Source organism: Novosphingobium terrae (assembly GCF_017163935.1).
In the GTDB taxonomy this organism is placed as follows: Bacteria; Pseudomonadota; Alphaproteobacteria; order Sphingomonadales; family Sphingomonadaceae; genus Novosphingobium; species Novosphingobium terrae.
Genome location: NZ_JABVZR010000001.1, coordinates 3,704,357 through 3,725,572, shown reverse-complemented (window position 1 = coordinate 3,725,572; position 21,216 = coordinate 3,704,357). Strand labels below are relative to the sequence as shown.

Annotated in this window: 15 protein-coding genes; 9 read left to right on the top strand and 6 right to left on the bottom strand. The window is 65.6% G+C overall.

What is annotated here, in order from left to right:
• The 4 genes from HGK27_RS16640 to HGK27_RS16625 all read left to right on the top strand — a co-directional run bounded on the left by HGK27_RS16640 (window position 1) and on the right by HGK27_RS16625 (window position 5,536).
• Window positions 1-546 (top strand): acyltransferase, encoded by a 546-nt coding sequence (locus HGK27_RS16640; RefSeq protein WP_206241978.1) that lies wholly within the window; start codon window positions 1-3, stop codon window positions 544-546.
• Window positions 547-681: 135 nt separating this feature from the next.
• Window positions 682-1,533: a GDSL-type esterase/lipase family protein gene (locus tag HGK27_RS16635; RefSeq protein WP_206241977.1), complete on the top strand. Its 852-nt coding sequence runs from the start codon at window positions 682-684 to the stop codon at window positions 1,531-1,533.
• Between the two features lie 38 nt (window positions 1,534-1,571).
• Window positions 1,572-3,491, top strand: a complete 1,920-nt coding sequence (locus HGK27_RS16630; RefSeq protein WP_206241976.1) for a right-handed parallel beta-helix repeat-containing protein — start codon at window positions 1,572-1,574, stop codon at window positions 3,489-3,491.
• A gap of 305 nt (window positions 3,492-3,796) precedes the next feature.
• A complete protein-coding gene (locus tag HGK27_RS16625) occupies window positions 3,797-5,536 on the top strand; it encodes an SGNH/GDSL hydrolase family protein (RefSeq protein ID WP_206241975.1) in 1,740 nt (579 codons plus the stop codon).
• A 17-nt stretch (window positions 5,537-5,553) separates the two neighbouring features.
• On the opposite strand, the gene HGK27_RS31295 is transcribed toward HGK27_RS16625, so the two are convergent.
• On the bottom strand, window positions 5,554-5,688 hold the full coding sequence (locus tag HGK27_RS31295) for a hypothetical protein (RefSeq protein WP_274617170.1): 135 nt from the start codon (window positions 5,686-5,688) through the stop codon (window positions 5,554-5,556).
• 153 nt (window positions 5,689-5,841) lie between these two features.
• On the opposite strand from HGK27_RS31295, the gene HGK27_RS16620 reads away from it, so the two are divergent.
• Entirely contained in the window at window positions 5,842-6,321 is a 480-nt protein-coding gene (locus tag HGK27_RS16620; RefSeq protein WP_206241974.1) for a hypothetical protein, read from the top strand.
• Window positions 6,322-6,397: 76 nt separating this feature from the next.
• On the opposite strand, the gene HGK27_RS16615 is transcribed toward HGK27_RS16620, so the two are convergent.
• From HGK27_RS16615 to HGK27_RS16600, 4 genes are all read right to left on the bottom strand, one after another.
• The gene (locus HGK27_RS16615) at window positions 6,398-7,834 is read right to left on the bottom strand and encodes a glutamate synthase subunit beta (protein WP_206241973.1); all 1,437 of its coding nucleotides are present in this window, start codon (window positions 7,832-7,834) and stop codon (window positions 6,398-6,400) included.
• 13 nt (window positions 7,835-7,847) lie between these two features.
• Window positions 7,848-12,488 (bottom strand): glutamate synthase large subunit, encoded by a 4,641-nt coding sequence (gene gltB, locus HGK27_RS16610; protein ID WP_206241972.1) that lies wholly within the window; start codon window positions 12,486-12,488, stop codon window positions 7,848-7,850.
• Between the two features lie 253 nt (window positions 12,489-12,741).
• Entirely contained in the window at window positions 12,742-14,178 is a 1,437-nt protein-coding gene (locus HGK27_RS16605; RefSeq protein ID WP_206241971.1) for a hypothetical protein, read from the bottom strand.
• A 68-nt stretch (window positions 14,179-14,246) separates the two neighbouring features.
• Window positions 14,247-15,482: a TIGR04063 family PEP-CTERM/XrtA system glycosyltransferase gene (locus HGK27_RS16600; protein ID WP_206241970.1), complete on the bottom strand. Its 1,236-nt coding sequence runs from the start codon at window positions 15,480-15,482 to the stop codon at window positions 14,247-14,249.
• Window positions 15,483-15,710: 228 nt separating this feature from the next.
• On the opposite strand from HGK27_RS16600, the gene HGK27_RS16595 reads away from it, so the two are divergent.
• From HGK27_RS16595 to HGK27_RS16580, 4 genes are all read left to right on the top strand, one after another.
• Window positions 15,711-15,950, top strand: coding sequence for a hypothetical protein (locus HGK27_RS16595; protein WP_206241968.1), 240 nt, complete (start codon window positions 15,711-15,713; stop codon window positions 15,948-15,950).
• On the top strand, window positions 15,943-17,310 hold the full coding sequence (locus HGK27_RS16590; protein WP_241127249.1) for a DUF5935 domain-containing protein: 1,368 nt from the start codon (window positions 15,943-15,945) through the stop codon (window positions 17,308-17,310). Before HGK27_RS16595 ends, HGK27_RS16590 begins: the two co-directional genes overlap by 8 nt.
• A 62-nt stretch (window positions 17,311-17,372) precedes the next feature.
• Window positions 17,373-18,524 (top strand): thiolase family protein, encoded by a 1,152-nt coding sequence (locus HGK27_RS16585; RefSeq protein WP_206241966.1) that lies wholly within the window; start codon window positions 17,373-17,375, stop codon window positions 18,522-18,524.
• A gap of 439 nt (window positions 18,525-18,963) precedes the next feature.
• Window positions 18,964-19,677 (top strand): hypothetical protein, encoded by a 714-nt coding sequence (locus tag HGK27_RS16580; protein WP_206241965.1) that lies wholly within the window; start codon window positions 18,964-18,966, stop codon window positions 19,675-19,677.
• 58 nt (window positions 19,678-19,735) lie between these two features.
• On the opposite strand, the gene HGK27_RS16575 is transcribed toward HGK27_RS16580, so the two are convergent.
• A complete protein-coding gene (locus HGK27_RS16575; RefSeq protein ID WP_206241964.1) occupies window positions 19,736-21,004 on the bottom strand; it encodes a polyhydroxyalkanoate depolymerase in 1,269 nt (422 codons plus the stop codon).
• Between the last annotated feature and the right edge of the window lie 212 nt (window positions 21,005-21,216).

Genomic DNA, 21,216 nt, shown 5'->3' with positions numbered 1-21,216 from the left:
ATGCGCCTGCTGCGTCGCGGCTTCTCCCGCCTGCTGCTTTACGGCTTCAAGGCGCTGTGCATTCCGCTCGAAACCGTGTCGCCGCGCCGCTACATGCAGGTCTACACGCGGCTGCTGACCCATTTCGGCATGACGCTGAAAGGCCAGCCGCGCTACATCGCCAGCAAGAGCTGGTTCGACGATTACGGGCTGATCACGCTGGGCGACCGGGTGGTGGTCTCCAAAAATGTCACCTTCCTGACGCATGACTATGTCGTCACCACGGCGCTGCGCGCCAATGGCATGGCCCCGCCCACCGACATTGCGATCCGCAGGCCGATCAGCGTGGGCAACAATGTCTTCATCGGCCTCAACAGCGTGATCCTGCCGGGCTGCGTGATCGAGGACAATGTGGTGATCGGTGCCGGGGCGGTGGTGCGCGGGCATGTGCCCGAAGGTTCGATCGTGATCGGCAATCCCGGCACGGTGATCGGCAGCCTTATGGATTCACCTGATAAATGGGTGGCCCTGTCGCAAGGCCCCCTTGCCTCGCGGGATAAATCCTGATGATCTCCCCCCCGACCTGATCGCTTGCATCCCCGTTCCGGCGCCCAGCTCCCCGCGCCGGGGGATAGGATAGCCGGGGATACGACCAAGCCTTCATCGGCGCCCTTTGCGGTGCCCAGCAGAGAGTGTCCATGTATGCTCGCTTCGATCCCTGCCTCGCGCAAAAGCCGCCTGTCTGTCGCATTGCTGGCGCTGTGTGCCTGCACGCCGGTGACGCTCAGCGCCTCGACCCGGCTCGATCCGGTGCATATCGTGCTGACCGGCGATTCCACCACCGCGCTGCACACCGGCTGGGGCGGTGCCTTTTGCACGGGCCATGTGCAGCCCGCCGCCACCTGCATCGATCTGGGGCAGGGCGGACGCAGCACCAAGACCTATCGGGAGGACGGCAGCTGGGCCAAGGCCATGGCCGCGCTGGCCCAGCCGGGCTTTGCCCGCACCTATGTCTTCATCGATTTCGGCCATAATGACAAGAATTCCAATCCCGCCATCGGCACCACTCTGGCCACGGAATTCCCCGCCAACCTCTCGCGCATGATCGCCGAGGTGCGGGCCAAGGGCGGGATTCCCGTGCTGGTGACGCCGATGGCCGCGCGCCATTTCCAGCAGGGCAAGCTGGATGACACGCTGATCCCCTGGGCCGATCAGGTGCGCGCGGTGGCGCAGCGCGAGCAGGTCCCCGTGGTCGACCTCAACGCCGAGAGCGGCAAGCTTTTCCAGAGCATGGGCGCCACCGGCGCGATGGGCTTCGAGCAGATGCAGCCCACCCCCGCCGAAATGCAGGCGGCGGCCAGCGGCACCACGCTGGCCATCCGCGTGCCCGCCAGCACGCCGGTGTCGGCGGCGGTGCCGGCGAATGATCCGCGCCGCGGCTATCATGCCGATTACACCCATCTCAATGACAAGGGCGCTCAGGCGATTTCGGCCATCGTCGCCCGGCTGATGGGCAAGGCTGTGCCCGATCTGCAACCCTATCTGCTGCCCTGAAACCATCCTGCCTGAAACCATCATGCGAGGTGACGGTCATGCGCCTTTCCAAAACCAGTCTGCTGCTCTCCGGCCTTCTTGCGGGCGGCACCGCCTTGCTGGCGGCCGGCAGCCCCGCGCTATCCCAAGGCAATGCGCCGGTGGTCCATGTCGCGCCTCAGGGCAATGACTCGGGCGACGGCAGCGCCGCCGCGCCTTTGCGCAGCATCGAACATGCGCGCGATGTCGCCCGCGGCCTGCGGGGGCGCGGCGCGGGCGGCGTGACCATCGCGCTGGCAGGGGGGAATTACATCCTGCCGCGCCCGGTGGTCTTCGATCAGAACGATTCCGGCACGCTGATCCGCCCGGAGCCGGGCGCCAGCGTGCGCATTCTGGGCGGCGATGTGCTGGGCCCCTGGCAGGCCGGGCCGGATGGCACGCTCAGCGTCAGCAATGTGAACAGCTGCCCCAGCCAGCTTTTCGTCAACGGCCAGCGTCGCGAAAGGCCGCGCCTGCCGCAGACCGGTTTCTATTCCATCGGTTCGGTCGATGCGCGCAGCCCCGGCGGGCCGCCGGTCAATGACCATTTCACCGCGCGGTCGGGCGATCTGCCCGATGGTTTCGCGCCCTCGGCCCAGACCGAGATCGTGGTGCTCGATGCCTGGACGGCGTCGCGCATGTGGGTCACGGGCTATGATCCCTCCTCCCGCGTGATGTGGATGCATGGCACCTTCGCGGGCCATGCGGGGCAGGCGAATTTCACGCCGGGCCTAGCCTATTATCTGGAGAATGTGCCGCGTGCCACGCTCAGCCCGGGCACATGGCAATGCGATCCGGCCCGCCACACCCTGCGCTACCGCCCGATGACGGGGGAGAATGCGCAATCGCTCTTCGCCGTCGCGCCAAGGCTGGGGCAGTGGTTCGTGCTGCGCGGTGCCGATGGCCAGCCGCTGCATGATTTCGCGATCCGCGATCTGGCGCTGCTCTATGCCGCCTGGGCGACACCGGCCAATGGCTGGGGCGCTATGCAGGGCGAGGTGCCCGTCACCGCCGCCCTGACCATGGAGCATTGCCGCAACATCACGCTGGAGAATGTGACGGTGGCGCATACCGGCGCCGGGGGGATCCGCATCGGGCGCGATTGCGCCAATGTGACGGTGCATGCCAGCCATCTGGTCGATCTGGGCGGCGGCGGCATCGCCATCGGCTCGGACCAGCGCAAGCCGCAAGCCGGATCGGACTGGCCCGGCGGCACCACCGGCCCCGCCGAAACCCATCACATCACCATCGCGGGCAATGACATCCGCATGCTGGGCCGGGTGCAGCGCGCCGCGATCGGCATCTGGACCGGCCAGGCCCATCACGTCACCATCACCGGCAACCATATCGCCGATCTCTACTACACCGGCATCTCGCTGGGCTGGGTGTGGAGCGACGCGCCCACGCTGAGCCATGACAACACCGTCACCGGCAACACCATCGACAATTTCGGGCAGGGTGTGCTTTCCGATTTCGGGGGCATCTACACGCTGGGCAGCATGCCGAACACGGTGGTGGACGGCAACCGCATCTCGCATGGTTACGCCCGGGTCTATGGCGGCCATGGCCTCTATGCCGATGAGGGCAGCAGCGGCATCCGCTTCACCCATAATGTGGTGAGCGACCTGTCCCACGCGCCGATCCAGGTGACCGACGGGCATGATCTGCTCTTCGCCGACAATCAGTTCAGCAATTTCGGCGAGGGGGTGATCTTCTGCTATCAGCCCGCCCATGCCGCTTCGGTGCGCTTCATCAACAACAGCGCCCAGGCCAACGGGGTGCCGGTGACGCGCGGCGTCTGCGGCGATAAATCCTATGATATCGAGAATTTGCAGCTGATCCAGAATGGCGCCACCCGCCGCCTCGACAAGCCTTTCGGGCGCAGCGACAGCGGCGGCGATTATGTGGCGGGCAAGCTGGTGCTGACGCCGCAGCGCTAGAGCATCTTCAAGCTGGGCGGGATCGCCCGGCGCCGGGCGAAAAGGCGCTGTCCTACAGCGCAGCGCTTGCGATAGACATCGAGCCATGGAGTCCCGCGCGATTCCATGGCTCGATTGCTGATTCCGTCCCTTCCTGACCGGGCCCTTGGCCCATCCCCTTTCGCCTGAGGCGCTCCTTCGGGCGCGCCTTGCCATGCGCCCCTGCACAGCCGCTGCCGCCATGACGGACGCGCCGGAGACGGCCTGCGCCCGGTGCGGGGCCGCGCTTGCGCGAAGGGCGTTCCTTCCTGCCCGGAGAAAGCCCCATGTCCACCGATATCACTGCCCGCGGTCTGGCGCTGGGCGCGAAACAGGCGCTGGCCAAGCTGCAACGCCAGATCGTGGGCTGCACGCGCGCCAATTTCGCCACCTATGGCAGCGCGGGCTCCGCCGCCATGGCCCGCATGATGTTCTATTGCCCGCAGGGTGCCACGGAAATCCAGCTGATGTTCGCCGGTTTCTACGCGGGCGCGGCGGAGGTCGATTTCACCGCGCCCATTCCCTTCACCGCCTCGGTCTCCGCCGATGAGCCCGCGCCCTGGGACGCCACACGCACCTACGCCGTGGGTGACAAGGTGAGCTTTTACGCCACCACCGGCGGCGGCGGGAGCTACGCCAACAACCCGCTCTTCACCTGCGCTGCACCCAACACCAATTCACCACCCAAGCCGGGCAATGCCAACTGGACCGCAGGCAGCCGCCCCATCGCCGTGCCCGTTACCTTCAACGGCACGCGTGACGGCACCATCCCGATGCTCACCTTGCCGAGCGGCGCCTCGGCGATCCAGACCTATCGCCTTTCCGACACGATCCCGGTGCGGGTGCCGGTTGGCGGTTTCCTGACGGTCTACACCTGGGTCAACAACAGCAACGGTCTTTATCCTGCCGGGCTGACGATGCAGGGCATGGCGCTGGGCGGCCTGCAGACACGCGGCGCCGCGCAGGCCGATTACACCATGACCCAGAACCTGTTCGGCGCGAACTCTTCGGTTGCGCTGCCCTTTCAGCCCATCGCGATCCTCGGCAAGCCGCTGGTGCCGGTGCCCGGCGTGGCCGTCTTTGCCGACAGCGTGGGATCGGGCACCAGCGGCTCGGCGGGGATCGGCGGCTATGCGATCGCCAATGGCGGCAGCGGCTGGGCGGTCGGCGATCTCTTCACGCTCGACACATCGGCACTGACGGCGGGGGCGATGGCCTCCGGATCGGGCTTTGTGGGCCTTGTCGAGGCGGTGAGCGGCGGGGCCATCACGGCGGTCAATCCGGTCTATCTGGGCGGCTTTTCGGGCACCGCCAGCCAGACCGGGCAGACCCAGCCGAGCGGGGCCACCAGCCTTGTCGCGCTGAGCGGCAGCGGCACGGGGGCCAGCCTGACCATCACCTCCATGGGCAGCGGCAGTCTGGACGAAGGCGATATGCGCGGCTGTTGCGGGCCTTTTGCGCGCGGGCTGGGGGCAGCGGGCCTGCCGCATGTGATCTTCGGCTCGCCGGGGGACCGGGCCAATCTCTATATGGCGGCGGGCGGGGCGCAGCGGCGCTTTGCCGTGGCGGGGCAGTTGGGCGCCAGGAACGCCATCATCGAACTGGGCAACAATGATTATGTGTCCGGCGACAGCGCCGCGACGATCATCGCCAATCTGACCGGCATGGCCAGCCGCCTGCGCGGGCTGGGCTTCGAGAAGGTGTTCCTTTGCACCATCACGCCGGGCAGCACCTCCACCAGCGCGGCGGGGGCCTCGACCACGGTCAGCCAGTCGGCGGGTGGTTTCGATGCGGTGCGTCAGGCGGTGAACCTCTGGGTGAGGGGCGGGGCGATCAGCGCCGGGGTCAGCGATGGCTGCATCGATATCGCCGCGCCGATCGAGGAGGGCGGAGCCACCGCGCCCACGGGCAAATGGCTGCCCATCAACGGCAAGTCTGCCGCCGCCGATGGCAAGCATCCCGGCAAGGATGCCATGGCGATCATGGCCCGGGCAGTGGCCGTCATGGCGGGGCAGATGGTGGTGTGAAAACACGGCTGGAGCGGTCAGACCGAGCGGCCGTTCCAGCCCGTTTCTTCCGTGATGTCATGGTTTTCAAGGAAAACGGCACCATCATTCGGGTCGATCAACTGCCCGGCATTGCCCGCGCCTTGAGCCTTCTGCATCGGGACTTGAGCCAAGGGCGTTTCATCTTGCCGGTCCTTGCGGGCATATAAAAAATCCGTATCAACTTCAGGTGGTTTTACCGAACAGGCCGCCGTTCAGGTGGCTCTCCAGCAGAGGAGTGATGGGCCATTCAACCGAGCAACCCTCGCCGGCGCCGGGCGCTGGCCATGCTGTTCACGCCATGGCTTCCCCTGCTGATCGCGGGCTGCGGTTCGGACAAGGCGCCCTCATCGCCCGATTCCTCGATGGTGACCGAGGACAAGACCACCGGCCATTTCAGCTGCAACCCGCATGCGCCCGAACGGCTGCTGTTCTTCTCCTCCTCGGCGGATGTGGCGCCCGGGCATAGTGCGACCATCACGGTTCAGGCGCCTCCCGGGGCCAAGATCAATCCCGAGCTGGTGGATGTGCATTGTCAGGTCGATCAGAAATGGTGCTCGGGCAGCACCTGCGGCGGCGATCCGCCGGTGGAGTTCATCACCCCGCAAGGCGATGGCCAGACCTGGGAGAATGTGCGCTCCAGCAATGGTGACAGCAAGATGAGCTTCACCGCCATCGCCCATAATCTGGGCAAGCTGGATTCGCATCATGTGACGCTGACGATCGGCATTCCCAAGGCCGCAGTGCAGTTCGGCGGCGCGCAGTAAGTTCTTTCACCGGCGCATAAAAAAGGGGCCGACGGGCGTTTCCGCCCATCGGCCCCTTTCTATGGCTTATGCCTGATCAGCGCGGCAGTTCGGTCACGCCCATCAGCGCCTCATCCACCGCGCGGGCGGCCTGACGGCCCTCACGGATGGCCCAGACCACCAGCGACTGGCCACGACGCATATCGCCGCAAGCGAAGATCTTCTCGTCGCTGGTGCGATAGTCGAAGGTGTTGGCTGCGACATTGCCGCGCCCATCCAGCTTCACACCCGCCTGATCGAGCAGACCGGCCTTGCGCGGACCGACAAAGCCCATGGCGAGGAAGATCAGATCGGCCTTCAGCGTGAACTCGCTGCCCGCGATCTCCTGCATCTGGCCGTTGACCCACTCGACGCGGACGCATTCCAGACCGGTCAGCTTGCCGTTCTCGCCCACGCAGCGCTTGGTCAGCACGGCGAAGTCACGCTCCACGCCTTCCTCATGGCTGGAGGAGGTGCGCAGCTTCAGCGGCCAGTTCGGCCAGCTGAGCGCCTTGTCTTCCTTCTCGGGCGGCTTGGGCATGATTTCCAGCTGGGTGACCGAAAGCGCACCCTGACGGTTCGAGGTGCCCACGCAGTCGCTGCCGGTGTCACCGCCGCCGATTACCACCACATGCTTGCCGGTGGCCACCAGCGAGCCGCGCGGCGCGGCGCGGATTTCATCGTCACCCGCGTTGCGCTTGTTCTGCTGGGTCAGGAACTCCATGGCGAAACGCACGCCCTGCAGCTCGAAACCGGGGATGGTGAGGGGACGCGGATCTTCCGCACCGCCCGCCAGCACGATGGCGTCGAAGTTTTCCTTCAGCGAAGCCACCGAGATGGTCACGCCCACTTCCACGCTGGTGCGGAAGGAGATGCCTTCGGCCTCCATCTGCACCATGCGGCGGTTGATGAGGTGCTTTTCCATCTTGAAGTCAGGAATGCCGTAACGCAGCAGCCCGCCGACGCGATCGTTCTTCTCGAACACCGTCACCGAGTGACCTGCACGCGCCAGCTGCTGAGCCGCAGCCAGACCCGCCGGGCCGCTGCCGACCACCGCGACCGACTTGCCGGTCTTCTTGGCGGGCACCTGCGGCGTGATCCAGCCCTCATCCCAGCCCTTGTCGACGATCGCGCATTCGATCGACTTGATGGTCACGGGCTGGTCCACGATGTTCAGCGTGCAAGCAGCTTCACACGGGGCGGGACAGATGCGGCCGGTGAACTCGGGGAAGTTGTTGGTCGAGTGCAGCGTTTCGAGAGCACCCTGCCAGTTGCCCTCATAGGTCAGGTGGTTCCAGTCCGGGATGATGTTGTTCACCGGACAGCCGTTGTGGCAGTAAGGAATGCCGCAGTTCATGCAGCGCGAGGCCTGCGCCTTCAGCGCGCCCTCTGCGTGCGGAACGACGAATTCCTTATAGTGGCTGATACGCTCCTTCGGGTCCGCATAGGTGCGATCCTGACGGTCAAGCTCGAGAAAGCCGGTTTCCTTGCCCATTGTATTCTAACCCTTATTCGGCAGCGACGGAGGCGGCGGCGAGGCGCTCGGCTTCCATCTGCTTCAATGCACCGGCGTAATCGCGCGGCATGACCTTGACGAACTTGCTGACAGCATTGTCGAAGTCGTCGAGCAGGTCGCGGGCGCGCTGGCTGCCCGTGTGCAGGTGATGACGTTCCAGCAGGATGCGCAGGCGATCCGCGTCGTGATAGAGCATGTCGCCCATACCCAGATCGTTGACGCTGACGGTGCGCTGGCCGGGGCGACCCGCGCCCTCATCTTCGTCGCGACCCAGCTTGACCGGGAGCAGATCGACCTGTGCCTTGTTGGCGAGATCGGCGAAATTGCCTTCCTCGTCATAGACATAGGCGATGCCGCCCGACATGCCCGCCGCGAAGTTGCGCCCAGTCTTGCCCAGCACCACAACCACACCGCCGGTCATGTACTCGCAGCCATGGTCACCCGTACCCTCGACCACCGCGATAGCGCCCGAGTTGCGCACGGCAAAGCGTTCGCCCGCCACGCCGTTGAAGAAGGCCTCGCCGCTGATCGCGCCATACATCACCGTGTTGCCCACGATGATGTTCTGGGTGGGATCGCGCTTCACATGCGCCGGCTGGCGCACGATCACGCGGCCACCCGAAAGGCCCTTGCCGACATAGTCATTGGCATCGCCCACCAGATCGAGCGTGATGCCATGCGCCAGGAAGGCGGCAAAGCTCTGCCCGGCCACGCCGTTCAGGCTGACGTGGATGGTGTTGTCGGGCAGGCCGGCATGGCCGTAACGCTTGGCCACCTCGCCCGAGAGCATCGCGCCGACCGTGCGGTTGACGTTGATGACATTGCGCTCCAGCCGCACCGGCTTGCCCTCGATCAGCGCATCGGCGCTGGCCGAGATCAGCTCATTGTCCAGAGCAGCCTCAAGACCGTGGTCCTGCGTGCCGGTCCAGCCCAGCGAGGGGCTGTCACCCAGCGGCACCTGATGGAGCAGCTTGCCCAGATCGATGCCCTGCGCCTTCCAGTGGTTGATCGCCTTCTTCATGTCGAGGCGGTCAACGCGGCCCACCATCTCGGCGACGGTGCGGAAGCCCATCTCGGCCATGATCGCGCGCAGCTCTTCGGCGACGAAGAAGAAGTAGTTGATCACATGCTCGGGCTGGCCGGTGAAGCGGGCGCGCAGCACAGGGTCCTGCGTCGCGACGCCCACCGGGCAGGTGTTGAGGTGGCACTTGCGCATCATGATGCAGCCAGCGGCGATCAGCGGCGCGGTCGCGAAGCCGAACTCGTCGGCACCCAGCAGCGCGCCAACGGCCACGTCGCGACCGGTGCGCAGGCCGCCATCGACCTGCACGCAGATGCGCGAACGCAGATTGTTGAGCAGCAGCGTCTGCTGGGTTTCAGCGAGACCGATCTCCCACGGGCTGCCCGCATGCGTCAGCGAGGTGAGCGGCGAGGCACCCGTGCCGCCCTCGTAGCCCGAGATCGTCACATGGTCGGCGCGCGCCTTGGAAACGCCTGCGGCCACCGTGCCCACACCCACTTCCGACACCAGCTTGACCGAAACACGGGCGCGCTGGTTGACGTTCTTGAGATCGTGGATCAGCTGAGCGATGTCCTCGATCGAATAGATGTCGTGGTGCGGCGGGGGCGAGATCAGCGTCACGCCCGGCGTCGAGTGGCGGGTCTTGCCGATGGTCTTGTCGATCTTCTGGCCGGGCAGCTGGCCGCCCTCACCGGGCTTGGCGCCCTGAGCCATCTTGATCTGGATGTCATCGGCATTGACCAGATAGTCGGTCGTCACACCAAAGCGGCCGCTGGCCACCTGCTTGATCGCCGAACGCATCGTGTCGCCATTGGGCAGCGGCTTGAAGCGCGCGGGGTCCTCGCCGCCTTCGCCGGTGTTCGACTTGGCACCGATACGGTTCATGGCGATGGCCAGCGTGGTGTGCGATTCCCAGCTGATCGAGCCATAGCTCATCGCACCGGTGGCGAAGCGCTTCACGATCTCGCTGGCGGGCTCGACCTCATCGAGAGGGATCGCCTTGTCGCCGGGCTTCAGATCGATCAGCCCACGGATGGTGAGGTTGCGCTGTGCCTGATCGTTGATCGAATCCGCAAATTCGCGATACTTTTCAGGCGTGTTGCCGCGCACCGCATGCTGCAGGCTGGCGACATTTTCCGGCGTCCAGGCATGATCCTCGCCGCGCAGGCGATACTGATACATGCCGCCCACATCGAGCATATGCTTGTAGATGGGGTTGTCGCCATAGGCCACGGCGTGGCGACGCACGGTTTCCTCGGCCACTTCGAGCAGGCCCACACCCTCGATGGTGGTGGCGGTGCCGGTGAAGTACTTGGCGATGAAAGCCGACGACAGGCCGATGGCGTCGAAGATCTGCGCGCCGCAATAGGACTGATAGGTGCTGATGCCCATCTTGGACATCACCTTCAGGATGCCCTTGCCGATCGCCTTGATGAAGTTCTTCTGAACCTCATAGGTGGTCAGCGGCAGCTCCTTGCGGATGCGGATGTCTTCGAGGGTTTCGAAGGCCACATAGGGGTTGATCGCCTCGGCGCCGAAACCGGCCAGCGCGCAGAAGTGATGCACTTCGCGGGCCTCACCCGTCTCGACCACCAGACCGACCTGCATGCGCAGGCCCTGACGGACGAGGTGGTGATGGATCGCCGCCGTCGCCAGCAGCGAGGGCATGGCGATACGGTCGGTGTTCTGGGCGCGGTCAGACAGGATCAGGATGTTCTTGTCGGCCAGCACCGCCTCGGTGGCGGCCCAGCACATTTCCTTGATCGCCTGTTCCAGACCGGCAGCACCGGCCTTGGCGTCCCAGGTGGTGTCGATGGTGGCGGTGCGGAAGGCGCCATCGAGGGCTGCTTCCACGCTGCGGATCTTGGCCACATCGTCATTGGTCAGGATCGGCTGATCGATTTCCAGACGCTTGTGCGTGCCCGCCTCGCGGCCCAGCAGATTGGGGCGCGGGCCGATCATCGAGACAAGGCTCATCACCAGCTCCTCGCGGATCGGATCGATCGGCGGGTTGGTGACCTGAGCGAAGTTCTGCTTGAAATAATCGAACAGCAGGCGCGACTTGCGCGACAGCACCGCAATCGGCGTGTCGGTGCCCATCGAGCCGATGGGGTCGTCACCCAGCACAGCCATCGGCTCAAGGAAGCGCGAAACGTCTTCCTGCGTGTAGCCGAAGGCCTGCTGGCGGTCGAGCAGGCTGGTGCTTTCGGTGGGAAGCGCGGCCAGCTCGGGCTCGACGACTTCCAGATCCTTCAGCTTGTACTGCGCCTGATCGAGCCACTCCTGATAGGGCTCCTCGCTGGTGAGGCGGGCCTTGATCTCCTCATCCTCGATGATGCGGCCTTCCTCGAAGTCGATCAGCAGCATGCGGCCGGGCTGGAGGCGCCACTTGCGCAGGATGCTCTCTTCGGGGATCGGCAGCACGCCGCTTTCCGAGGCCATCACCACCACATCGTCCTTGGTGACGATGAAGCGGGCAGGGCGCAGACCGTTGCGGTCCAGCGTGGCGCCGATCTGGCGGCCATCGGTGAAGGCGACGGCAGCGGGGCCGTCCCACGGCTCCATCAGCGCGGCGTGATATTCGTAGAAGGCGCGGCGCTGCGCATCCATCAGCGGATTGCCGGCCCAGGCTTCCGGGATCAGCATCATCATGGCGTGCACAAGGCTGTAGCCACCGGCCAGCAGCAGTTCGAGCGCATTGTCGAGGCAAGCCGTGTCCGACTGGTTGTGCGGGATGATCGGCCACATCTTGTCGAGATCCGGGCCCAGCAGCTCGGATTCCATGATGCGGCGGCGGGCGTTCATCCAGTTCACATTGCCGCGCACGGTGTTGATTTCACCATTATGCGCGATGAAGCGGAAGGGATGCGCCAGCTTCCAGCTGGGGAAGGTGTTGGTGCTGAAACGCTGGTGAACCAGACCCAGCGCCGAAACGCAGAGCGGGTTGACCAGATCGTTGTAGAACGACCCGACCTGCGTCGCCAGCAGCAGACCCTTGTACACGATGGTGCGGGTCGAGAAGCTGGGCATGTACAGCTCGGTCAGGCCGGGCAGCCCGTGCTTTTCGGCCAGCGCCGCCAGCGGGTTCTGGGTCTGCTTGCGGATCGCCAGGATCTTGCGCTCGAAAGCGTCCTGATCGGCGCAGTTCTCACCGCGGCCCACGATGCACTGGCGGATCACCGGCATGGAATCGAGCACGGCCTTGCCCAGACCGTCCATCGTGACGGGCACATCGCGCCAGCCGATCAGATGCTGACCTTCCTTGGCGATGAACTTCTCGAAAGTTTCAACGATGAACTTCTGGCTCGCCTCATCCTGAGGCAGGAAGCACATGGCCACGGCATAGTCGCCGGGCTGGGGCAGGGTGAGGCCCGCGCCATTGGCCCAGTCGCGCAGCAGCGCGTCGGGCAGCTGGATCAGGATGCCCGCGCCGTCACCCAGCAACGGGTCGGCGCCCACCGCGCCGCGATGGTCAATATTTTTCAGAATCTCCAGGGCCTGGGTAATGATCTCGTGGCTTTTGGCGCCTTTGATATGCGCAACAAAACCAACACCGCACGCGTCGTGCTCGTTCTTCGGATCGTAGAGGCCCTGGGGCTCTGGAAAACCCATCGATTATCTTTCCTGCAACGAGGGACACCGCCGATTCCCACGGCGATATCCTAGCCTAACTCTGTTTGGAGCGCGAATCGCGGCCGCCCTTTACGGCCCGAAATGCGCAATTTGCCCCATGCCGATTGCAGGGGCATTTGGCAACCGGGAAAGGCCCCGTCCGGGGCACATTTCCGGCCAGAGTTGTAAGGAATAGCAATTCGGGCCTGTAAGGCTTGTGCAGAAAATGCCGGAATCGACGTCCGGCGCGTAATTATTTAACTTCGCGCAGCGCGGCCAGCGCCGAGCGCAGGCTGGCCTGAGTGCCCGCCAGTTCATCGACCTGAGCCGCCAGCGCGCGACCCTGAGGGGTGGCGCGCAGCGGCAGGGGGATCGGGGCGTCGTCATGCTCCGCCGCCTGATCGTCACGCTTCTTCATTGCGAGGGCGAGACGCTCGATCAGTTCGACATGGCTCAGATCGTCAAGCGCGGCTTGCCCGATGCGTTCCTCGGTGTGGCTGCGCGGCTGCACCGGGGTGGCGCCGATCATGGCCTCATGGTGAGCCTCCTTGGCGGCGGCTTCGGGCGCGTCTTCCTCGGCGTCGGGCGTGATCGGATCGATGACGATGGGCAGATCATGCAGCGTGGCCAGATGCACGCGCGGACGGATCGGCGTGACCGAGGCCGAGGGCGGCGCCGCCACGGGTGCGCGCAGATGGGCCTGCTGCTCCAGATCGCTGTCGCTCACCAGCGGCGGCAGGCTGTGCCAGGGTTCCTGCACGTCCGGCGCCTCGGCTTCCGCCTGCGGCTGCGGCGGGGTGAGCAGCGGGAAGGGGGTGATGACCGGGATGGCGGTCTCTTCGCTGGCCTGTTCCGCGGGGTGCTGTTCCTGCTCCCGGGCCGGAGCCGGATAGGGCACGGAAGGCGTATCGCTGACCGGCGCGGCGGGCGGCGGCGGGGGATAGGCAATCGGCGCGATGCTCTCGACCTGAAGCAGCGGCGGCACGAACTCGCCCTGTGCCAGCGGCGGCAGGATCTCGGGGATCGCGGCTGTATGGCCGGTCGCCATGGCCGGAGCGTTGAAGGCGGGCTGGGTCGCAAAGACCGGCAGCGCGGCCACCGATGCGCCGATGGGCAGCGCTTCGAGCGGCTGATCCTCAAGGAAGGGATCTTCGGTGAAGGGGGCGACAGGCGGCAGCTCCACCGCGAAAGGCAGCGGCTGCACAGCCTCGACCACCGCAGTTTCGACCAGCGGTGTTTCGCTGAGCGGGGCGGGCTCGGCAAAGCTCGAACGGAAGGTTTCCACCGGATAGGGTTCGGCGGGGGTCTCGTCATAGGCGCGGGGCGCGTCGGCACGGCCCAGGCCCTCATCGCCCAATTCGGCATGAGCGCTGATCGGGCGGCGGGCCGGATGGTCAGGATGGCGATCGCGCGAACGCAGCTGGAAGCCGCCATCGCTGTGCTGCCCCCTGTTGCGCAGCAGACGCGCGGCCAGCCAGCCGATGCCGCCGCCGACAGCGGCAAAGGGCAGGGCGATCAGCAGGCGTGACAGCATGCCGAGCGGCGGAGCGGCGGCGGGCACGATCAGATCGAGCTGCGCCCCCATCATCCAGCTTTCCAGCAGCGAGCCGCGAATCGCCACGACAGACAGGCCGAAGAGCGCCGCGAACCAGATCACCAGTGCCGGGGTAAAACCCGGGTAACCCGCCAAAGGCCGGGGTTTTCTGCCGCCGAGAGATGCCTGATCTGCCAAAGCCTGTGTCCCGCTCTCTAATCCGTTCAGCCCTGAGGGCCGCTTGCATGGGCCCCATTGTTGCCCGGATCTCTCAAGTTTTGGTAAACATCGAGATAACGAGAAACATTGTGATGCCAATCATGCGCCTGCGCAACATGGTTGCGCCCGGCTTCACGTCTTTCTTCCCAATGCGAGCGGTCCGACAGCAGCGCGGCCAGCGCCTCGCCGCAGGCCTTGGGATCGTCGGGCGGGAAGAGCGTGCCGGTCACCCCATCCTCGATCAGCTCGCGGTGGCCGCCCACATCGCTGGCCGCCACCAGCTTGCCCTGAGCCATGGCTTCCAGCGGTTTGAGCGGCGTGACCAGATCGGTCAGGCGGCTCTTCTTGCGCGGATAGGCCATGATGTCGCAGAGGGCGTAATAGTTCTCGACCTCGCCATGCGGCACGCGGCCCACGAAGCGGATCATCGATGCCACCGGGCTGGCTGCGGCCTGAGCGCGCAGGGCCTCCGCGCGGGGCCCGCCGCCGACCATCAGCAGGCGGGCATCGGGATGCGTTTCGGAGAGGAAGCGCATCGCCTCGATCAGATCGTCCAGGCCCTCGTAATCATAGAAGCTGCCGATAAAGCCGATCACCGGCCCGCTGCCCAAAGTGAGATCGCGCGCGAGATTTTCATCGCGGCTCGGCGGCGTGCCGAACAGGGTCAGGTCCACGCCATTGGGCATGATGGTGATGCGTTCGGGATCATTGCCGCGCGCGACCAGATCCTGCTTCAGCCCGTCGCAGATCGTCACCACCGCATCGGCGCGGGCGACGATATAATCCTCCAGCCGGCGGATCAGATTGTAGCGCAGATCGCCTTCCCTGCCGGTGCCATTGCCCACGGCGGCATCTTCCCAGAAGGCGCGAATCTCATAGACCAGCGGAATCCCCAGCCGCCGCGCGGCACGCAGCCCCGCCAGCCCGCATAGCGCCGGAGAATGGGCATGCAGCACATCGGGCCGCCATTCCTGCGCCAGTGCCACGATGGCATCGGCCAGCAGGCTGGTCTCGCGCCATTCGCGCAGGCCGGGCGGGCCCTTGGCCTCGCCCCGCGTGCGGTGGAAGGTCAGCCTCTCGGCCTCTTCGGTGTCGGGGCCATCCATGGTATGGCGCAGGCCGGTGATGCCGCGCACCTCCAGCCCCAGCGCGGTCTGGGCGGTCATGATCGCGCGGGTGCGGAAGGTGTAGCCGCTGTGCATCGGCAGCGAATGATCGAGGATGTGGAGCACGCGCGTCATGGTTCGGTTTCTCTAGAGCATTTTCGAGTTGGCCGTATACGGTCAAAGGCTCGGAACATGAGGCATCAAATGACGAGAGCGGTGTCGCTCGAAGCGCAAATGCTCTAATGGAAAAAGGCTTAACGCTCCGTCAACCGCTGGTCTGCTAGGGGCGGGGGGTAAAGTGGCGCCAGGGCGCTCGGGATTTTGCCGTTTGGCACGGGTTGTTGCGCAGCAGGGGCACTGGGTTTGATCGACAATCTGGCCATCGGCATAACCCATCTGCTGCTGGTGATCGCCATCATCCGCCTGCTGGCCCGCAATGATCTGGACAAGGAACCGGTGAAGGCGCCAGAGGCTTCCTCCACACCGGATCAACCCATGAGCCCGGCGCCGGGTCAGAATGGCGCTTCGGGCAGCCGCGTGGGCATTGCCCGCCTGCCGGGGCTGGGTGGGAGCAAAGCTGGCGGGGGCAGCCCTCGTGTTTAACCTGCTGCTGGCGATCTTTGCGCTCTATCTGATGGCGATGGGGCTGCGGCGGCCCTTTATCTGGGTGCTGCTCTATCTGTGGGTCGATATTCTCGCGCCGCAGAAGATGCCGGGCGCGCAGCTGGCCAGCATTCCCATCTCGCTGGTGGCCTTCGTGCTGGCCGTGGTGGGCTGGGCCGTGTTCGACGACAAGCAGAACATGCGCTTTTCCTTCCGTCAGTTCCTGATGCTGATCCTGCTGGTCTATTGCGGCATCTCCACCCAGACCGCCGATTTCGCCGAGGCGGCAGCGGGCAAGTGGGACTGGGTGTGGAAGGCGCTGGTCTTCGCCATCTTCCTGCCCTTCACCCTGCGCACCCGCCTGAGGCTGGAGGCCGCCGCGCTGGTGATGGTGCTGGCCGCCGGATCGATCATCATCGATGGCGGGCTCAAGACACTGGGCGGCGGCGGCGGTTATGGCGCGCTCAAGCTGTTCATCAATGACAACACCGGGCTTTACGAGGGCTCGATCCTGTCCTGCGTGTCGGTCTCGCTGGTGCCGCTGGCGCTGTGGCTGGCGAAAGAGGGCACGATCTTCCCGCCCGACCGGCGCACCCAGCTTTTCGCTCTGGGCATCGCCTTTTCCGCCCTGCTGATCCCCGTGGGCACCGAGGCGCGCACCGGGTTGATGTGCGCGGGTCTGCTGGCGCTGCTGATGCTGCGCTCGGCCAAGAACCGCATGCTCTATATCGGGCTGATGGCGGTGGCGGCGCTGGTGGCGGTGCCCTTCCTGCCCAAAAGCTTCACCGCGCGCATGAACACCATCGAGAACAACAAGTCCGACGAATCGGCCTCCACCCGCATCGCCGTGTGGAAATGGACCATCGGTTACGCCGCCGACCATCCCTTCGGCGGCGGTTTCGAGGCCTATCGCAGCAACAAGCTGGTGATCAACACGCAGGCCGCCGAATCCGGAGGCGGCGGCGTGACCACGCTGGAATCGACCCAGACCCGCGATCAGGCCCGCGCCTTCCACTCCTCCTATTTCGAAATGCTGGGCGAACAGGGCTGGCCCGGGCTGATCCTGTGGCTGACTTTGCAGATCAGCGGCATCATCCAGCTTGAAGGCGTGCAGCGGCGGCTGCGCAAATCCACCGATCCGGGGGACCGCAAGGATTACGGCATGGCCGTGGCGCTGCAGCAGGGGCATATCGTCTATCTAATGGGCGCGGCCTTTGTGGGCATCGCCTTCCAGCCCTTCATCTATATGCTGATCGGCCTGCAGATCGCCCTGGTGAGGCAGGTCAATGAGCGCCGCCATCCCGCCATGCCGGGCGCCTCTGCCATGCGGATGCAGGCCGCCTCGTTGCACGCGGGGTAGACACGGCCCCCTGCCGACACCCTCTTGCCAAGCGGCCCATGCGGGGCCAGAGCGGCGCCGTCATGCCTTCTCTCCAGCCTGATGACGCGGTGATCGTCTCCGCCGCGCGCACCCCCATCGGTCGTGCCTTTCGCGGTGGACTGGCCTCGGTCCATCCTGTGTCGCTCGGCGCTCATGCCATCGCCGCCGCCCTTTCCCGCGCCGGGATCGACGGCGCGCAGGTGGAGGATGTGATCTGGGGCGGCGCGATGCTTCAGGGTGGGCAATGTCCCAATCTGGGACGCCTTGCCGCCCTGCGCGCGGGCCTGCCGGACACCGTGCCGGGCATGAGCGTGGACCGCCAATGCGCCTCGGGCCTTGCCGCCATCGCTCTGGCCGCCCGCACCATCCGCGCGGGTGAGGCCGACTTGCTGATCGCCGGCGGGCAGGAATCGATCAGCCAGATCCAGACCGACGCCTTCCGCTACGATCCCGACCCCGCTCTGGTGGCGACGCATCCCGGCGCCGACATGATGATGATCGACACCGCCCAGACCGTCGCCGCCCGCCACGCGATAAGCCGCGAGGCGATGGATGCCTATGCGCTGGCCTCCCACCGCAAGGCCGCAGCGGCGCAGCAGGCCGGAGCCTTCGACGCCGAGATCGCCCCCTTCACCCTGCCCGATGGCCGCGTGTTGGCCAGCGACGAAGGCGTGCGCCCCAACGCTTCGGCCCGGGCGCTGGCCCGCCTGACCCCCGCGCCCGGCACCGATGCGCTGACGGCGGGCAATGCCAGCCCGCTCTCCGATGGCGCTGCCGCCGTGGTGATGATGAGCGCCCGCGCCGCCGCTGCGAAGGGGCTGGAGCCGATGGGGCGTTTTGTCGGCATGGTTGCGGTGGGCACCGCGCCCGAGGCCATGGTGCTGGGCCCGATTGCCGCCGTGCCCCGCCTGCTCGCCCGCCATGGGTTGGGGGTGGAGGATATCGGTCTGTGGGAGCTGAACGAGGCCTTCGCCGTGCAGGCCATCCTGTGCCGCGATGCGCTGGGCCTGCCCGAGGAGCGCCTCAATGTGAATGGCGGCGCGCTGGCGCTGGGCCATCCCTATGGCATGACCGGGGCGCGGCTGGTGATGCATGCGCTGATCGAGGGGCGCCGCCGGGGTGTGCGCTATGCGGTGGTGACGATGTGTGTCGGGGGTGGGCAGGGGGTGGCTGCCTTGCTGGAGGTTTTTTGAAGGAAAAAGGAAGATGCGAGGGGATTATCCCCTCGCGCTCCCGGGACGTCTTCCGGCGAAGCCTCAGTGGCACCGAAGCCATGCGCTTGGGCTCTCCACCTGCATTGCATAAGGCGCCGCAGGCAGGCCTTTGATGAACGATAGGCTGCACTCACCATTTAAAGCCTGCGGCGCTCGGAATGCGTGGCTGACGCAAAGGTGGGGCGCAACGTAGGCATTAAAGGGAGCGCGAGGGTGTAACACCCTCGCATTTTCCTTTTCCTGCCTAAAGCCTTTCACCTCCCGTACATGTTCCGCTTTGCAGGGAAAGATGCAGGCTCTATGCCCCATGCGCCTCCGATTCCCGCGCTGCCTTTGCTCCACCAGGCGGCCATGAAAGGTTCGACCGATTAGCCTGCCCGTCTCTTTTGCCGGACAACGTCGCCTGCGTGATCGCACGGTGTCGGCGCTGCTTTCGCTGGCGATTCTGCTGCTGTTTGCGCTGATTCTGCTGGAATTGGGCGTGGTGGGGCCGGGATCTGGCCCGGGGCAGGGGCATCTTGTCTCGCTCAGCCTGTCTCAGGAGAAGAATGAGCAGAAGAAGACGCCCGAGCAGAAGCAGAAGACCGAGGTCACCCATGCGGTGACCGCTGCCGTGCGCCCGCCCGCGCCCTTGCAGAAGCCGGAGGAGGCGCCGCCGCCCCCGCCTGCGCCTGTCACGCCGGGCTTTATCCATATGAGCCATGACGAGATGGCCTCGTCAGACATCAGCAAGATGCCCAAGTCGGCCGGTGGCGGCGGGGGCGGCGGCGGTGGTGGTGGCTCGGGCGGTGGCGAGGGTGCGGGCACCGGACCGGGCGGACAGATTCTGTACAATGCCCGCTGGTATCGCGAGCCGACCGAGGCCGAGACGCGGCCTTACATCAAGCCCTCGGTGCCGCCGGGTGCCTGGGCGACGATCGCCTGCCGCACGGTCGAGCATTTCCATGTCGAGGATTGCGAGATTCTCGATGAAAATCCGCATGGTACGGGGTTGGGCCATCAGCTGCAGCAGGCGGCGTGGCAGTTCCTGGTCTGGCCGCCGCGCATCAATGGCAAGCCGCAGGTCGGGGAGTGGGTGCGTATCCGCTTCGACATCACCCGGCGCAGCGGCGGCGATTCCGACGGCCGATAAGATTTGGGCGAAGGAGGGATAGCCCGCCTTCGCCCTGATAGCTTGCTTGTCTGAGGCCTTACTTGACGGCCTTGATCCGGCTGGGGGCAGGGGCCTTGGCACCCTCGCCGCCATGCTGGGTCATCCAGCTTTCCACCACCGGGGCGATGATGGTGCGCCATTTCGAGCCGTTGAAGATGCCGTAATGGCCCACCTTCTCCACCAGCAGATAGCGCTTCTGATCCTCGGCCAGGCGCGGGGCCAGCTTCAGCGCGGCGCGGGTCTGGCCGATGCCGGAGATGTCGTCACGCTCGCCTTCCACGGCCAGCAGGGCGGTGTCGGTGATGGCCGAAAGATCGATCGGCTCGCCGCGATGGACGAACTCGCCCTTGGGCAGCGAGTGCTTCTGGAACACATGCTCGATGGTCTGGAGGTAGAATTCCGCGGTCATGTCGCAGACGCTGCGGTATTCCTCATAGAAGGCCTTGGAGCTGTTGGCATGTTCGCCATCGCCGTCGACGAGGTGGCGGAACATCTGCCAGTGGCTCATCAGATGGGTCTGCAGGTTCATCGAGATGAAGCCCGCCAGCTGCAGGAAGCCGGGGTAAACCTTGCGGCCTGCGCCGGGGTAATGCAGCGGCACGGTGGCGATCACACTGTGCTGGAACCAGGCGAGGGGGCGATCCGTGGCCACGTCATTGACGCTGGTGGGCGCCTCACGCGTGTCGATCGGTCCGCCCATCAGGGTGAGGGTGCGGGGGCGGGCGGGGTGCTTCGCCTTGCCCATCACCGCCGTGGCGGCCAGCGCGGGCACGCTGGGCTGGCAGACGGCCAGCATATGCGTGCCGGGGCCGATATGCTCCAGATAGCCGATCAGATAGTCGATGTAATCGTCGAGGTCGAAATTGCCCGCCTCGGCCGGCACCATCTTCGCATCGGCCCAGTCGGTGATATAGACCACCGAGCGTTCCAGCATGCGCGCCACCGTGCCGCGCAGCAGCGTGGCATAGTGGCCGCTCATCGGGGCGACGATCAGCAGGCGCGGGGCGTCTTCGGGCAGGCCGTCATGGGTGAAGCGCAGCAGATTGCCGAAGGGGCGGTGCTGCACGATGGCTTCCGTGACCGGATGGCTCTGGCCATCGACGGTGACGGTCTCGATATCGAAGGTGGGCTTGCCGCGCGGCATGGCGGCATGGGCGAAGACATCCAGTGCGCTGGCGATCACCGGCCCCATGCCCAGCAGCGACGGGCCGATGGAGGGATTCGTGACAGTTTCAGCCATCACCGATGCCCAGGCACTGGCGCCCGACAGCAAGCTGCGCTGCATTTCATAAAGATTATAAAGCATTGGCACTTTCCTGCATGCCGGTCCGGGCGATCCGGCGGGCGGTCTTGCTGCCGCTTGACCCCAAATGTGGGGGCGATTGCGCCATGTTGCAATGCACAATCGCCTTGGCCCGGATGAATTTACCCGATGACATGTAAAAATTGCGGCGCATTCACCATCAGGGTTTGATCGCGCACCATTTCATCGCCCCATTCCATCGCCCGCAGAAATGT

Coding starts and splice junctions, on each gene's coding strand:
- HGK27_RS16640 (WP_206241978.1), top strand. CDS start 1: ATGCGCCTGCTGCGTCGCGGCTTCTCCCGCCTGCTGCTTTACGGCTTC.
- HGK27_RS16635 (WP_206241977.1), top strand. CDS start 682: ATGCTCGCTTCGATCCCTGCCTCGCGCAAAAGCCGCCTGTCTGTCGCA.
- HGK27_RS16630 (WP_206241976.1), top strand. CDS start 1,572: ATGCGCCTTTCCAAAACCAGTCTGCTGCTCTCCGGCCTTCTTGCGGGC.
- HGK27_RS16625 (WP_206241975.1), top strand. CDS start 3,797: ATGTCCACCGATATCACTGCCCGCGGTCTGGCGCTGGGCGCGAAACAG.
- HGK27_RS16620 (WP_206241974.1), top strand. CDS start 5,842: ATGCTGTTCACGCCATGGCTTCCCCTGCTGATCGCGGGCTGCGGTTCG.
- HGK27_RS16615 (WP_206241973.1), bottom strand. CDS start 7,834: ATGGGCAAGGAAACCGGCTTTCTCGAGCTTGACCGTCAGGATCGCACC.
- gltB (WP_206241972.1), bottom strand. CDS start 12,488: ATGGGTTTTCCAGAGCCCCAGGGCCTCTACGATCCGAAGAACGAGCAC.
- HGK27_RS16600 (WP_206241970.1), bottom strand. CDS start 15,482: ATGACGCGCGTGCTCCACATCCTCGATCATTCGCTGCCGATGCACAGC.
- HGK27_RS16585 (WP_206241966.1), top strand. CDS start 17,373: ATGCCTTCTCTCCAGCCTGATGACGCGGTGATCGTCTCCGCCGCGCGC.
- HGK27_RS16575 (WP_206241964.1), bottom strand. CDS start 21,004: ATGCTTTATAATCTTTATGAAATGCAGCGCAGCTTGCTGTCGGGCGCC.